Source organism: Streptomyces sp. TLI_053 (assembly GCF_900105395.1).
In the GTDB taxonomy this organism is placed as follows: Bacteria; Actinomycetota; Actinomycetes; order Streptomycetales; family Streptomycetaceae; genus Kitasatospora.
In genome coordinates this window covers 7679699-7693069 of the sequence record NZ_LT629775.1, presented here as the reverse complement: position 1 = coordinate 7693069, position 13371 = coordinate 7679699, and the positions used below count along the sequence as shown (strand labels likewise).

Sequence of the window (13371 nt, the reverse complement as noted above, 5' to 3'; positions counted from 1 at the left end):
CGAGGCGACCCGGCCGCCGGGCCTGCCGAGTCTTCCACCCGCCACGGATGCTCACAGACCGACCGAGAGCCGGCGCGCACCACCCGCCCCGCGCGGCCGCCCAGCCTGAACCTCCACCCGGAATCCCCGCTCGGAGCAACGACTTCGACGACCGGACGTCACCCGGACCATGGGGTGCGCACACAGGCCGGACGCGGGTCCGACTGCGGGTCCGGACATGGCCGGGCGCGGCCGGGCGCGGCCGAACGTGCAGCGCCCCCGGGAGCGAAGGCTTCCGGGGGCGCGGTGGGCGGTCCTTGTCAGTGGGCCGCGGGGTGGCGGTGGTGGTGATGCCGGACCAGGGCCCGGCCGGACGGGGCGTGCAGGGGGAGCCGGTGGACGGGTCGACGGACCTGGCGGCGGTGAGGGCGAACCGTCACGGTGATCGCCACCGGGCCGGCGACAGGACCGGCAGCAGGGCCGGCGACAGGGCTGGCGACGGTGGCCCCGGTGCGCCAGGCCCGGGTTGCGAGGACCGCCGACACCAGGGCGAGGACGGCGAGCGCGACCGTGGCCGCGGGGAGCCCGGCGGTGGCACCGAGCCAGCCGGCCAGCGGGTACGCGAGCAGCCAGCAGACGTGAGTGAGCGAGAACTGCGCGGCGAAGGCCGCCGGAAGGTCGGCCGGTGGAACGGCGGACCGCAGCAGGCGTCCGCCCGGCGTCAGGATCAGTGAACCCGCCGCACCGAGCCCGGCCCACAGGGCGAGCAGCGCGGGCCAGCGCCACGCCCCGCCGCCCGCGGTGGTGACGGCCGCCAGGACGGCGAGCAGGCCCGCGACGGCGAAGGCGGCCGGCAGCATCACCGTTCGGTCGGCGACCCGGTCCAGCACCCGGGGCAGCAGCAGCGCGACCAGCATCGAGCCTCCGCCGTACGCGCCGAGGGCGAGCGGGACGTCGCCCGCCGAGCGGCCCAGTTCCTCGCGGACGTAGACGACCGTGTTGACGATCACCATGGCGCCACCGGCCGCCACCGCGAGGTCCAGGGCGAGCAGCGCCCGCAGGCGCGGCACGGAGAGGAAGAGCCGGATCCCGGCCAGGGAGCGTGCGGCGACCGAACGGGCGCCGACTCCCCGGGCGTCGTCGGCATCGACCGGGTCGCGGTTGCTCCGCGCCGCCAGGACCGCACCGGGCAGCACCACCGAGACGACGAGGACCGCCGAGGCGAGGAAGCCGACCACCGTCCCCCAGAACAGCCACCGGTACCCGACCAGCGCCAGCAACGCGGCTGCCAGCACCGGACTGACCAGGGTCTCCGTGTCGTAGGCGAGCCGGGACAGCGACAGCGCCCGGGTGTAGTCGCGCTCCTCGGGCAGCACGTCGGGGATCACCGATTGGAAGGCCGGGGTGAAGGTGGCCGAGGCCGCCTGGAGAACGAAGATCAGCAGGTAGACCTGCCACACCGAGCCGACGAACGGCAGCGCGAGCGCCACGCCCGCACGGGCCAGGTCGGCGGCGACCAGCAGCCGGCGGCGCGGGATCCGGTGCGCGAGCGCGGCCACGACCGGGGCGATACCGACGTAGGCGACCATCTTGATCGCCAACGCCGTGCCGAGCACCGACCCGGCCTCGGCCCCGGCGAGATCGTAGGCGAGCAGACCCAGTGCCACGGTGGCCAGGCCCGTCCCGGCGAGGGCGACGACCTGGGCGACGAACAGGTGCCGGTAGGTGCGATTACGGAGGACGGACAGCATCGGGGACTCCGTTCGTGCGGAGCGCGCCGGGGCGGCGCGGGCCGGTGGGGTCCCCTCCAGGATAGGACAACATGTGCGTACGCGTGCACCCATTGGGCGCGAAAGGCCTCCCAAGAGGCCTCAGGAGGCGGCGCGGCGGGGCTCAGTCGTGCGGCGGCAGTCCGCTGATCTGGTGGTCGGCCGCACTGAGCGCCTCCTGGACCAGCCGCCGCAGGTGCCCGTGCCGCAGCGCGTACACGACCCGGCGCCCGTCCTTGCGCGTGGACACCAGCCCGGCCAGCCTCAGCTTGCCGAGGTGCTGGCTCACCGACGGACGCGCCGCACCGGCCGCCTCGGTCAGGGTCGTCACATCGGCCTCCCCCTCGCTCAACCGCTGCAGCAGCGCGAGCCGGGTCCGGTCGGCCAACAGGGCAAGGATCCCGGCAGCGACATCCAGCCGTTCATCCCCCTCGGCCAACTGCGAGGCATGTGCACCTGATACCTGGAGGCTCCCGCTCATGTCCTCATCGTAGACATCCCACGGGGCCGGCACGTCAAGCCGAGGAGGGCGGTCCGCCGTTGACGATGCGGCCGAGTTCAGCGGTGGGTGCGGCGGACGCGGGTACGCAGGGCGTCCTGGGACTCGACGTACTTCACCATCAGGCGGGCGAACTCCAGCCGCTCACCGTCGGGCCAGTCGGCGGTGATCTGCTCGAAGGCCGAACGCTGGTACTGCCGGAAACGCTCCATCAAGTCCTCGCCCTCCGGACTGAGGAGCAGGACGGTCCGGCGGCCGTCCTGCTGGGAGGCGGCGCGGACCAGATATCCGGCGGAGATGCAGTCCGACACCATGCGACTGCCCACCGAGGGATCGACGCCCAGGTGCTCGGCAACGGCTCCGACGGTCACCTCGTGGCCGTCCTGACCAGTGACATCCTGGACGATTCGCAGAACCAGCGTCCGACTGAGGTCCTTCTGGGAGATCGGGTCCTCGACATCGAGCAGCGAGGAGCGCCGCAGCCGCCCGAAGGCCGGCCCCACGGCGTTCAGGAGGTCCTCACCCTCGCCCGACCCGGGCTTCGTCGTCATGCGGCCAGCCTATCCGTATGCGTGAACCGGCGAAGATATGTGTTGACGCGAAAACATGTGCAAGACATCATGCATATGTACCTGGACACCCATTTTGGCGGGGTGCGCTCACTCGGCCCCCGTCGGCCTCACCACTCGACGAAAACGAACGGACTCCTTCTTATGACCACCACCCTTGTCACCGGCGCCCGCGGCAAGGTCGGCCGGGGCGTCATCGCCCGCCTCCACGCCGCCGGGCACTCCGTCCGCGCTGCCAGCGCCCGCCCCGCCGAGCTGACCGTCCCCGCCGGCATCGAGCGCGCCGACCTCGCCCTCGACCGGCCCGAGTCCTTCGGCGCCGCACTGCGTGGCGTCCAGCAGGTCTTCCTCTATCCCCAGCCCGCCGGCATCCACGCGTTCGCCGAGGCCGCCGAAGCAGCCGGCGTCGAACACGTCGTCCTCCTCTCCTCGTCCTCCGTCCTCGGACCCGACGCCGAGAACGACCCGCTGGCGAGCCACAGCCTCCTGGTCGAGCGCGCCCTCGCGGACTCCGACCTCCATTGCACCTTCCTGCGCCCGGACGCCTTCGCCAGCAACTCCCTGGGCTGGGCGCACTTCATCGGCCAGGGCCTGCCGATCCAACTCGCCCACCCGGATGCTCACATCGCACCCATCCACCCCGAGGACCTCGCCGACATCGCCGCCGAGGCCCTGACCGGCGACTCCCTCACCGGCTCCGCGCCCACCCTGACCGGCCCCGAGTCGCTCACCTTCCGCGAGCAACTCGCCGTCCTCGCCGAGATCCTCGGCCGCGAGATCCCGGTCGAGCGGATCAGCCGCTCCGAGGCCGAGGCGCAGATGGGACGTCACATGCCCGTTCCCGTCGTCACCTCTTTGCTCAATCTCTGGGAAGCCGCGGCCCACGGGCCCGCTCCCGTTCACGACACCACCCTGACCCTCCTCGGCCGCCCCGCGCGGACCTTCCGCCAGTGGGCCGGCGAGAACACCGCCGCGTTCGTCCGGCCCTGAACCGGCACCGCCCTCGATGTCGCGACCGACTCAGGAGGACGACGTGGAACCCATCGGCTACTGGCTCAACCGCACCGACCTGGCCCTCACCACCACCATGAACACCGTGCTCGCCGAGTCCGGCCTCACCCGACTGGCCTGGCAGGTGCTCAATGTCGTCGAGACCCACCCGCGGGTGACCGACACCACCGTCCTCACCACTCTGACCGCCAACGCCTCACCCGCCGAGCTGACCGACGCCATTACCACCGTCCTCGCCGACGGCTGGGCCGTCCGACCGGCAACGGAGCACCTCGCCCTGTCCGAGGACGGCCGCGCCCGCCTCGCCCGGGTCGGCAAGCACGTCGCCGCCTTCCGTGCGGCCTCCGTCGCCGGTATCTCGCCCGAGGAGTACCGGACCGCGGTCGGCGTCCTGAAGCGGATGACTCTCAACCTGGAGTCCGACCAGGGGCACTGAGCCATGACCCGGACTGATCCGCTGCCGCCCGGCGGACCTCGTCCCTCGGCTCGCTCCCCTCCGTCCGTTCACCCCTCCTCTCCGCTCGCCCCTCCGTCCCCCCGAAGGTCCTCGATCCGACGGATCTTGCCGACCGAACGCTCCAAGGTGTACGGGTCCACCACCTCGACGTCCACGCTCACCCCAACGCCGCCCTTCACCCCCCGCACGATCGCCCCGACGGCCTCCTCGCGCTCGCCGGACCCGGCTTCCGGCCGCGCCTCGACCCGCACCGTCATGTGGTCCAGCCGGCCCCGGCGAGTCAGCCGCAACTGGAAGTGGGGTGCGACGGCGGGCACCCGCAGCAGGATCTCCTCGATCTGGGTAGGGAAGACGTTGACCCCGCGCAGGATGATCATGTCGTCACTGCGGCCCGTCACCTTGGCCATCCGGCGGAACGCGGGGCGCGCGGTGCCGGGCAGCAGCCGGGTGAGGTCGCGGGTGCGGTAACGGATCACCGGCAACGCCTCCTTGGTGAGTGAGGTGAAGACGAGTTCGCCGCTCTCGCCGCCCGGCAGCACTTCGTCGGTCAGCGGGTCGACGACCTCCGGGTAGAAGTGGTCCTCCCAGATGTGCAGACCGTCCTTGGTCTCCACGCACTCCTGCGCGACACCCGGCCCCATCACCTCGGAGAGTCCGTAGATGTCCACGGCGTGGAGGTCCATCCGCCGCTCGATCTCCGCGCGCATCTCCTCCGTCCAGGGTTCGGCGCCGAAGATTCCGATCCGCAGCGAGGTGCCGCGCGGGTCGACCCCCTGTCGCTCGAACTCGTCCAGCAGGGTGAGCAGGTAGGACGGGGTGACCATGATGACCTCGGGCCGGAGGTCCTGGATGAGCCGGACCTGGCGGGCCGTCATACCGCCGGAGGCCGGGACCACGGTGCAGCCGGCACGCTCGGCACCCGCGTGCGCGCCCAGTCCACCGGTGAACAGGCCGTAGCCGTACGCGATGTGGACCGTCTGGCCGGGCCGCCCGCCCGCCGCGCGGATCGAGCGGGCCACCACGTCCGCCCAGACGTCCAGGTCGTGCTCGGTGTAGCCGACCACGGTCGGCAGGCCGGTCGTCCCGCTCGAGGCGTGGATCCGGCGGACCTTCTCCTTCGGGACGGCGAACATGCCGAACGGGTACGTGTCGCGCAGGTCGGCCTTGGTGGTGAAGGGGAAGCGGGCGAGGTCGGCGAGGGCACGGCAGTCCTCGGGCGTGACGCCGGCCGCGTCGAACTTCCGCCGGTACAGTTCGACGTTGTCGTAGGCGTGGCGCAGCGTGGCCCGCAGGTGCTTGAGCTGGTGCGCCCGCAGCTCGTCGGCGGTCATCCGCTCACCGGCGTCCAGGAGTTCCGCCGGCGGCGCCTCGCCGAGACGCGCCGGCGCCCGCACCGCTCCTCCCTGACCCGAGGGCGTACCCGGATCCGTCGCTCCGCCGCTCATCGTGCCTCCTTCAGAACTCACTACCGACCATTCGGTCGGCCCTGGCCGGAGCCAAGTAACCCAGTGCCCGAACCACCTGTCAAGGCTCGGCACGCCGGTGCCCCGGCAGGTCGGCGTCCATCGCCTCGCTCAGAACTTTGCCCCCGCCCCTGGGCGCCAACCTGTGCCGATCGGCAGGTTCTCGCTCCGGAAAAAGGCACCGGATCCCTGCCGATCGGCAGATGGCAGGGATCGGCCGAGCGGGAAAGCTGGTCGTCGTCACCCCCCCACCCCCACCCACGACCAGGTGAGCGGAGCAGGAGCACATGAACCGATCCGATGTCACACACCGCCTCGAACCGACCGGCGCCGGGCCGCGGGGCGGAGCCGTCCGTCGCCCCGCCGGCCGGACCTGTCTCCGCACCCCGCCCGCACCACCGGCCCTGCCCCCGCCTCGGTTCCACTACCGCCGGCCACTGCCCGGCAAGACGCGGCCCCAGCTCGCCGACGGCTCGCGCCGGTGGTGGCTCGCGGCGGCCGCCCTCGTCCTGGTCCGCCTCGCCGTGCCGCCGGACCTCGGCGTCGGCGCGGTGCCGCCCGCCGCGCGGGTCTGGCCGGTGCTGGTCACCGCCTTGGTCGGCGCGGGTGTGCTCGTCCGTCCCGCCGCGGCCCGCGACAGAGCCGTCGTGCGCTCCGCGGCCGCCCTGAGGGCGAGTGCCGTCCCGGACCGAGTCGGTTGCCGTTCATCGGGCACAGGAGCCCCGCCGTGCAGCGACCGGACACGGGAACGGGCACCACCGATGCGCATCTCCGCCCGACGTGCGCGGGCCCCGGCCCGGGCGGCAGATGGTCGGACACAGGAAGGCGTGGAGCCACCGACCGGTGATGCGGGGCGAGCATCCAGCCGTCCACGCACGCGTGATCAGCTGGCAGTACGGGTGAAACGCATCGAGCAGCGACGGTAGGCCCCGTCGTCGCTGAAGGCCCACTCCGTCAGGCACCAGCCCGCTGCCTCGATCCGCCGAACATAGAGCGCAAGGTTCCGTTCGGGATGGACCGGGTGGAGGCGAATGCTCCGATGATGCTCTGCGTCTCCCCGTTCCCGGCACCGAACGGCATGGCCGTCCAAGGGGCTGAGACCGCCGGACTCATGGTGGCTCAGGCTCATGCCGGCGATCGTAGGGAGCACCGGAAGCTCACGCACCTGACTTTGTGCAGGCTCCGCTCGCGGCTACCACAACACGAGGAAGGCTGGGGCTCTGTGCGCTCCACCGCCACGACCACACCACCAAGCGGCCGCGCCCGGATGTTGGACGGGAGGTAACAACATCTCCGCTACCGCAAGCCCTTCCGACCGGGCCGCAGCGGTCGGGGCCGCTTCGCAACCCCGTGGACGGCACCGCAACCGACTTGCTGAAATGGGATGCGGCCACTACCGCAGTCGTACGAGTCACCGGGAGGCGGCGATGGCCGGGATCGAGTTGCACCTGTCAGTACGCGACCTCACCGACGCGGACCTTCCGTCCTGCAGTTGGGCCGGCTCCCCCAAGCACGTGCGCGAGCTGGTCCACCAGATCCGCCGTGCCGAAGCGGGCGAGGTCGACTACCTGGCTGTCTGCACGCCGGTCGGGATCCCGGTGGCGGTCGGCGGCATCGACTACACGGTCAGGCCCGGCGCCGGCACGCTCTGGCAGCTCGGCGTCCATCCGGCGCTCCAGTCCTGCGGGATCGGCACGCTGCTGGTCCGCTCCGCCGAGCAGCGGATCAGGACCAGGGGCCTGACCCGCGCCGAGCTCGGCGTCGAGGAGAGCAACCCGCGCGCCCGCGCGCTCTACGAACGGCTGGGCTACCGCGCCTTCGGCCGCGAGCTCGACTCGTGGGACGTGGAGGCCGAGGACGGCTCACTCCGACGGTACGAAACGATGTGCACGCTGATGAGCAAGAACCTTACCTAGCAGTCGATTTCGCGCCGCATCACACGGCCCGCCAGCTCGAGCGCGACGGCTGAGGCAGAGCAACGCGCCCTACGACTCTCCTTCCGGGAGCCGCAGGAGGTCGCCCGATCCTGTGCGAGGCGATCGGGCGACGCCGAGAAGCCGCGGTTCGGCGGGTCAGCCATGTTCGTCCCACTGCCCCGTCCGAACCAGAGCCTCCGTCCGCGCCTTCCGCGCGAGCTCCCGGCCACCGTTGAACACGGTCGCTCGCAACGATCCGGCCGAACCGACCTTGGTGTCCGACCAGGCCTGGACCACCACCGTCCCGCTCGGTGCGGTCGGCACCGAGTACGCGGGTACCGGCCCGAGCGACATGCGAAACGGCCGACCCTCCCGTCGGCCGGGCCGCCTGCGCACCGACACAACATGCCAGCCCACCCCGCTCTCCCGCCCGCCCGCCCGTGCGCCCGTGCGCCCGCCCGCGCCGGAACACCCCGGGGGGGTGTCCAGGCACTGGCACCATTCGACGATGGTGCTACTCTCACTAGCACCATGTTGCTGAAGCTGGAGACCGGGGACTCCCGGCCGTTGCACGAGCAGGTTGCGGGAGCGATCCGGCGGGCCGTCGGTGAGGGCGAGTGCGCACCCGGGGAGCGGTTGCCGCCGGCGCGCGATCTGGCGCGGGCGCTCGGGGTGAACGCGAACACGGCCCTGCGGGCGCTGCGCGCACTGCGGGACGAAGGAGTGCTGGAGTTCCGCCGGGGGCGCGGCATCACCGTCGCCCTCGGCGCCGACCGCCGTGCCGAACTGCTGGACGCGGCGCGTCGGCTGGTCGCGGACGCGGCGCACGCAGGCTTCAGCCGGGAGGAGCTCATCGAGATGATCAGGGGGCTGGAGTGACCGAGGTTTCGCAGGAGAAGGGACGCGACGCCCGCAGGGACGCGGTGGCGCGGGCGATCGGATTGCTCGCGTCGGGGGCGCTCGTCCTCGGGGTGCTGGCACTGCTGCTCGGACTGCCGTGGATGGCGCACGGCCGGTTGCCGGAACCCGTGGCCACCCACTGGAACGGGACGCGTCCGGACGGTTCGATGTCGCTGACGGCCGCGGCGGGCTTCCCCGCCGCGGTGTGGATGGCCTCGGTCGCGGCGGCCGCCGTCGCGACGTGGCGCGGCGGGGAGCACGCGAGGGGCTGGTCGGCGGCCGGCCTCGGCTTCGGGGGCGCGCTGCTGACGGGCGCGCAGGCCGCGATCGTCTCGGCCAACCTGGACCGCCCGACCTGGCAGGAGGCCCGTCCGCTGGGCGCCGAGGTGCTGCTGGTCCTGGTGGCAGCGGTCGCGGCCGGCGCACTGGCATGGTGGCTCGCCCGGCCGCAGGGGCCGGGGCCGCTCTCCGCGACCGTCCCCGACGGCCCGCGCCTGGACCTGCCGGACGGCCAGCGCGCCGTCTGGCTGTCCCGGGCGGTCAATCCCTGGCTGGGACTGCTGGCCGCGGTGACCGGGCTGGGCGCGGCCGGCGCGGCCCTGGCCGGGTTCGCCGGACTGGGCGGGGTGGCCTGGGCGACGGCCGCGCCGCTGGCGGTCGCCGCGCTGGCGGGGCTCGGCTGTTCGTCGGTGCAGGCCCGGGTGACCGAGCGCGGCCTGGATGTGGCGTTCGGCCCGCTCGGCCGGCCGTCCCGGCACTGGGATCCGGAGGAGATCGCCGCCGCCCGGGCCGAGACCCGCACCCCGGCCCAGGTGGGCGGCTGGGGCTACCGGCTGAACGGCCTGGGCACCACGGTCATGCTGCGCCGCGGCGAGTGCCTGGTGATCCGGCCCCGACAGGGCGCGGAGTTCGCGGTGAGCGTGGACGACGCCGAGCGGGGCGCCGCCCTGCTGAACACCCTGGCCGCGCGCCGGGGCGCGTGACCGGCCGAGGGGCACCCGGCCCAGGGCACAGATCCGGCCGAGGGCTCACGGCGCAGGGGCACACGGCCGGCCGGGTCACCAGCCCGGCACGGCCTGCGGAGGAACGTCAGCCGCGCCGCTTCGGGCGGCCGCGCCGAGCGGCCGCCGCGCCACCGGACGACGATCCGGAGCCGCCCCTCGCCCGCCCGCCGGCGGTGGCACGGCCTCCGGCCGCCGGCTTGCCCGAGCCCTTGGGAGCAACACCCTTGGCTGCACCACCCTTGACCGCACCGCCCTTGCCGGTGCCACCCTTGGCACCGCCCGCGCGGCCCGGGGCGGACTTCGCCGCCGGGGCCTCGGCCGAGGCCGTGGCCGCCTGGCCCCGGCCGCGCGAGCTGTTGACCGTACGACCCCGGACGATGCCGATGAACTCCTCCACCAGGTCCGTGGTCTGCTCCTCCGGCCAGGACAGCGCGATCCGGGACTGCGGGGCATCCGCCATCGTCCGGTAGGTGAGGTCGCGCCGGTGGTGCAGCCGCGCCAGCGACTGCGGCACGAGCAGCACCCCGACCCCGGCCGCGACCAGTTCGACGGCGTCGGCCGTGGTCGCCGGTCGCTCGATGGCGGGCCGCCCGGGCAGCTGCTCCCATTCGAGGGTGTCGTCGAGCGGGTGGAAGACCACGTCGTCGGCGAGATCGGCGACGGTGACCTCCTCGGCCGCCGCCAGCCAGTGGTCCTTCGGGAACACCACCACCGTCGTCTCGGTGTACAGCGGGATCGCGCTCAGACCGGTCCGGTCGACCGGCAGCCGCAACAGCCCCGCGTCCGCGTCGCCCGCGCGCAGCGTCGGCTCACCGTCGGCGGCTTCGACCGCGACCAGGGCGAGCGGAACGTCCGGGAGCCGCTCCGACCAGACGCGCGCCCACTTGCCGGGGGTCACGCCCGGGACGTAGGCCAGCCGGAACGAGGGTGTCACCTGCATCTCTGTCACCCGACCAAGGCTACCGACCGTGACAGCGGGCGTCGGCCGCTCGCTTACCCTGGTGACCATGACATCGCTCAAGCAGAAGACCACGCAGACCATGAAGCCGGCGACGGCGGCGAAGAAGCTCGGGGTCTACCTCGGCGCCACCCCTGCCGACTTCCAGTCGGGCGTGATCTCCCGCGAGGAGCTCACCGCCCTGCAGACCGAGCCGCCGCAGTGGCTCCAGGACCTTCGCCGCAACGGCCCGCACCCGCGTTCCGTGGTGGCCACCCGGCTCGGTGTCTCGGCGTCCGGCCTGGCCCGCGGCGGCATCACCGAGGCGCTCACCACCGCGCAGATCGAGGAGCTCCGCGAGGAGAACCCGGAGTGGCTCCGGCGCGAGCGGACGATCCAGGAAGAGGTCCGCAAGGAGTCCGTGCGCGTCAAGGAGAAGCACGAGAAGGAGGAGAAGCAGCGCCAGCAGGCCGCTGCGGCGGCCGAGCGCGAGAAGCGCCGCTGACCTGCGGATTTCCACTGCTCCACGCTGCTCCACCCTGCTCCTCCCCGGCCCCCGGCGCTCGCGCCGGGGGCCGTCGTCCGTCCGGCGACAGGGCACACGGAAGCGGGCCGCGAACGACGACCGGCACAGCGCCCCGAACGGCGTCCGGCCAGGTGTCCGGCAAGATGCCCGGAACGACGTCCGGCGGGGACCTCCGGCCCGTCGGTGCCGACACCGGCACCGGCACCGGCGACGCGCACCGGCACCCGAGTCAAGGGCCCCGGATCCGGTCGAATCTCCACCCGAATGCCGCACACGCACTCGAAAGGGTTCGCACACGTTCGACCCTGTGGGCGCCGTCACCGGACCGGACGGGCCGGTCGGACATCCCGGCGGGCCCGCCCGACCAGCGGGGCGAGAGCCGGTCGGGTGGCGGCGCGGAGCCGGGCGGGTGACCCGCTCGACGTGTCGGCGGGGATCCGGCATACCCGGCGTGCGTCGGTGGGAACGCGCCGCTTCCGAGCGGCGCACGCCCCTGCCCCCGGACCTGAGAGCCGCCGATGCCCCCCGTCGCGCACCTGCGCCGCCTGCTCCCCACCGCCGTGTGCACCCTGGCCGCCGTCCTCGCCGCCCCCGCCGCGGCGCACGCCGCGCCACCGGGCTCGGGAGGCGGAGCGGGCATCGATCGGGGGACCGTGATCGACTGGGAGCGGGTCGCCGCCTGCGAAAGCAGTGGGGACTGGCACATCAACACCGGCAACGGCTACTTCGGCGGCCTCCAGTTCGACGAGCCGACCTGGGAGGAGACCGGCGGCCTCCGCTACGCCCCCCGCGCCGACCTGGCCAGCCGCGACGAGCAGATCGCCGTCGCGAACGCCCTCGCCGAACAGCGCGGGCTCACCCCGTGGCCGGTCTGCGGCGCCCGCGCCGACCGGGACCGTGAGCGCCCCCCGGTCGAGTCGGACACCGAAGCGGGGGCCGCGCCCGGCACCAGCACCAGCACCAGCGCCGGTACCGTCACCGGTACCCCCGCGGCCCCTCCCCCGGCGGACGGCCCCAGCACCTGGACGGTGCGCGACGACGACACCCTCGACAGCATCGCCGAGCAGCTCCGGATCCCCGGCGGCTGGCAGGCGCTGTACGAGCGGAACCGCGCGGCCCTCGGCGAGGACCCCGACCTCATCCAGCCGGGCCAGGAGCTGACCCTCCCCGGCTGACCCGGGCCGCTGGTCCCGGCCTCGAATCCCGGACCCCGGACCCCGGACCCCGGACCCCGGACCCCGGACCTCCGGTCTCGGACCACTAACCCCCACCGTCCCCGACGCAGCCACCGGCCGGTGCCCCGTTCTCCGGAGCACCGGCCGCGGCCGTCCGCCTCAGCCCACCGTGGGCGGCCAGGGACCGTCCTCGGGTCGGGCCTCGGTGGTCGAGCCGTCCGGCCAGGGCGGCATGGTGACCGCGACGATGCGCAGCGGGCCCGGGCTGTCCGGATCGGCACGGAACTGGAACGCCGTTCCCAGGGGCACCGAGACGGACGTGCCCACCCGCAGCACGTCCACGGACTCCCGAGCGGACTGCCGCCGCCAGATCCGGCCCCGGCCGGCGGTCACGTACCAGAGCTCCTGCACGGTGGCGTGCGAGACGGCATGCGTGACGGCGCCCGGCGGGAGTTCGAACACAGCCTGGCTGCCGAGGCCGTCCAGACTCAGCAACGGCCGGACGGTGGCACCGTCCGGGGCGACGACGACCGGGGCGTTCTCGGCCTCGGCGGTGCGGAACGGCTGCTCGTCCATACGATCCCGGCCCCTTTCGACCCGGGCGCCCCCACGCGCCCACTCGCCGATGGGACCACGCCGGGAACCGTCCCGCCAGACCGCCCCGCCGGCCGCCCGGGACCGGTGCCCGGTCACCCCGCTCCGGGAGGGCGCACCCACGGGGCCAGGCGATCACCCGGCGCCGGATCCCCGGGCCAGTACCGGAGGACGGTTCCCCGGACGAGTTCGAGCCCGCCGGCGGCGATCAGCCCGGAAGCGGGTTCCGGGCCACCGGCGGCGGCCTCGAACGCGACTACCACGTCCGGTGTCTCCCCGGTCTGCCGGGAAAGGGCCCGCATCTCCTCCGGCGTCGGCTCGCGGAAGACCGGGTCCTGGAAGGCGGCCGGGCACGAGACGAGGAACGGGTCGCTGAAGACCAGCTCCAGACCGTGGTGGTACGACAGGTCGGAGCCCGCGCCCAGCCGCAACCGGCCGGCGTTCCGTTCGACGACGTCCTAGTCCCACCACGGCCCTTCGGGAAGTTGGATCACGAACCCGCCCCCATCTCGATGATCAGGCAGGCTACCCCTGGGCCCGGGCAGCAAGCCGGGGATCCGGCCGCAGTCGTC

The 13371-nt window shown here is 73.6% G+C and carries 14 protein-coding genes; 7 read left to right on the top strand and 7 right to left on the bottom strand.

What is annotated here, in order from left to right:
• Positions 1-299: 299 nt before the first annotated feature.
• From BLU95_RS32225 to BLU95_RS32215, 3 genes are all read right to left on the bottom strand, one after another.
• On the bottom strand, positions 300-1730 hold the full coding sequence (locus BLU95_RS32225) for an MFS transporter (protein WP_093863076.1): 1431 nt from the start codon (positions 1728-1730) through the stop codon (positions 300-302).
• 142 nt (positions 1731-1872) lie between these two features.
• Positions 1873-2229, bottom strand: a complete 357-nt coding sequence (locus tag BLU95_RS32220; RefSeq protein ID WP_093865279.1) for an ArsR/SmtB family transcription factor — start codon at positions 2227-2229, stop codon at positions 1873-1875.
• Positions 2230-2306: 77 nt separating this feature from the next.
• Entirely contained in the window at positions 2307-2798 is a 492-nt protein-coding gene (locus BLU95_RS32215; RefSeq protein ID WP_093863075.1) for a MarR family winged helix-turn-helix transcriptional regulator, read from the bottom strand.
• 162 nt (positions 2799-2960) lie between these two features.
• Between BLU95_RS32215 and BLU95_RS32210 the strand changes: the two genes are divergently transcribed.
• Both BLU95_RS32210 and BLU95_RS32205 read left to right on the top strand, forming a co-directional pair.
• Entirely contained in the window at positions 2961-3806 is an 846-nt protein-coding gene (locus BLU95_RS32210) for an NAD(P)H-binding protein (protein WP_093863074.1), read from the top strand.
• Between the two features lie 43 nt (positions 3807-3849).
• A complete protein-coding gene (locus BLU95_RS32205) occupies positions 3850-4263 on the top strand; it encodes a winged helix DNA-binding protein (RefSeq protein WP_173862177.1) in 414 nt (137 codons plus the stop codon).
• A 68-nt stretch (positions 4264-4331) separates the two neighbouring features.
• Here the strand turns inward: BLU95_RS32205 and paaK are convergent, their stop codons facing one another.
• The gene (gene paaK / locus BLU95_RS32200) at positions 4332-5729 is read right to left on the bottom strand and encodes a phenylacetate--CoA ligase PaaK (RefSeq protein ID WP_093863072.1); all 1398 of its coding nucleotides are present in this window, start codon (positions 5727-5729) and stop codon (positions 4332-4334) included.
• Between the two features lie 1445 nt (positions 5730-7174).
• On the opposite strand from paaK, the gene BLU95_RS32195 reads away from it, so the two are divergent.
• The 3 genes from BLU95_RS32195 (at position 7175) to BLU95_RS32180 (ending at position 9546) form a co-directional block, all read left to right on the top strand.
• Positions 7175-7663 (top strand): GNAT family N-acetyltransferase, encoded by a 489-nt coding sequence (locus BLU95_RS32195; RefSeq protein ID WP_093863071.1) that lies wholly within the window; start codon positions 7175-7177, stop codon positions 7661-7663.
• Positions 7664-8194: 531 nt separating this feature from the next.
• Positions 8195-8542 (top strand): GntR family transcriptional regulator, encoded by a 348-nt coding sequence (locus BLU95_RS32185; RefSeq protein ID WP_093863069.1) that lies wholly within the window; start codon positions 8195-8197, stop codon positions 8540-8542.
• A complete protein-coding gene (locus BLU95_RS32180) occupies positions 8539-9546 on the top strand; it encodes a DUF1648 domain-containing protein (RefSeq protein ID WP_231977934.1) in 1008 nt (335 codons plus the stop codon). Before BLU95_RS32185 ends, BLU95_RS32180 begins: the two co-directional genes overlap by 4 nt.
• Before the next feature lie 106 nt (positions 9547-9652).
• Here the strand turns inward: BLU95_RS32180 and BLU95_RS32175 are convergent, their stop codons facing one another.
• The gene (locus tag BLU95_RS32175; protein WP_162497197.1) at positions 9653-10516 is read right to left on the bottom strand and encodes a LysR family substrate-binding domain-containing protein; all 864 of its coding nucleotides are present in this window, start codon (positions 10514-10516) and stop codon (positions 9653-9655) included.
• A 58-nt stretch (positions 10517-10574) separates the two neighbouring features.
• Between BLU95_RS32175 and BLU95_RS32170 the strand changes: the two genes are divergently transcribed.
• Entirely contained in the window at positions 10575-11009 is a 435-nt protein-coding gene (locus BLU95_RS32170; protein ID WP_093863067.1) for a DUF5997 family protein, read from the top strand.
• Between the two features lie 539 nt (positions 11010-11548).
• Positions 11549-12205 carry a LysM peptidoglycan-binding domain-containing protein gene (locus tag BLU95_RS45285; protein ID WP_093863066.1) on the top strand — a complete coding sequence of 219 codons (657 nt, stop codon included), beginning with the start codon at positions 11549-11551 and terminating at the stop codon, positions 12203-12205.
• Between the two features lie 159 nt (positions 12206-12364).
• Here BLU95_RS45285 and BLU95_RS32160 read toward each other — a convergent pair whose 3' ends face one another.
• The gene (locus tag BLU95_RS32160; protein WP_093863065.1) at positions 12365-12781 is read right to left on the bottom strand and encodes a cupin domain-containing protein; all 417 of its coding nucleotides are present in this window, start codon (positions 12779-12781) and stop codon (positions 12365-12367) included.
• A 113-nt stretch (positions 12782-12894) separates the two neighbouring features.
• On the bottom strand, positions 12895-13230 hold the full coding sequence (locus BLU95_RS32155; RefSeq protein WP_093863064.1) for a hypothetical protein: 336 nt from the start codon (positions 13228-13230) through the stop codon (positions 12895-12897).
• Positions 13231-13371: the final 141 nt, after the last annotated feature.

What these genes read in the sequence shown, in the direction of transcription:
- BLU95_RS32170 (WP_093863067.1), top strand. Translation starts at nt 10,575, where the DNA reads ATGACATCGCTCAAGCAGAAGACCACGCAGACCATGAAGCCGGCGACG.
- BLU95_RS32195 (WP_093863071.1), top strand. Translation starts at nt 7,175, where the DNA reads ATGGCCGGGATCGAGTTGCACCTGTCAGTACGCGACCTCACCGACGCG.
- BLU95_RS45285 (WP_093863066.1), top strand. Translation starts at nt 11,549, where the DNA reads ATGCCCCCCGTCGCGCACCTGCGCCGCCTGCTCCCCACCGCCGTGTGC.
- BLU95_RS32220 (WP_093865279.1), bottom strand. Translation starts at nt 2,229, where the DNA reads ATGAGCGGGAGCCTCCAGGTATCAGGTGCACATGCCTCGCAGTTGGCC.
- BLU95_RS32210 (WP_093863074.1), top strand. Translation starts at nt 2,961, where the DNA reads ATGACCACCACCCTTGTCACCGGCGCCCGCGGCAAGGTCGGCCGGGGC.
- paaK (WP_093863072.1), bottom strand. Translation starts at nt 5,729, where the DNA reads ATGAGCGGCGGAGCGACGGATCCGGGTACGCCCTCGGGTCAGGGAGGA.
- BLU95_RS32225 (WP_093863076.1), bottom strand. Translation starts at nt 1,730, where the DNA reads ATGCTGTCCGTCCTCCGTAATCGCACCTACCGGCACCTGTTCGTCGCC.
- BLU95_RS32215 (WP_093863075.1), bottom strand. Translation starts at nt 2,798, where the DNA reads ATGACGACGAAGCCCGGGTCGGGCGAGGGTGAGGACCTCCTGAACGCC.
- BLU95_RS32160 (WP_093863065.1), bottom strand. Translation starts at nt 12,781, where the DNA reads ATGGACGAGCAGCCGTTCCGCACCGCCGAGGCCGAGAACGCCCCGGTC.
- BLU95_RS32185 (WP_093863069.1), top strand. Translation starts at nt 8,195, where the DNA reads ATGTTGCTGAAGCTGGAGACCGGGGACTCCCGGCCGTTGCACGAGCAG.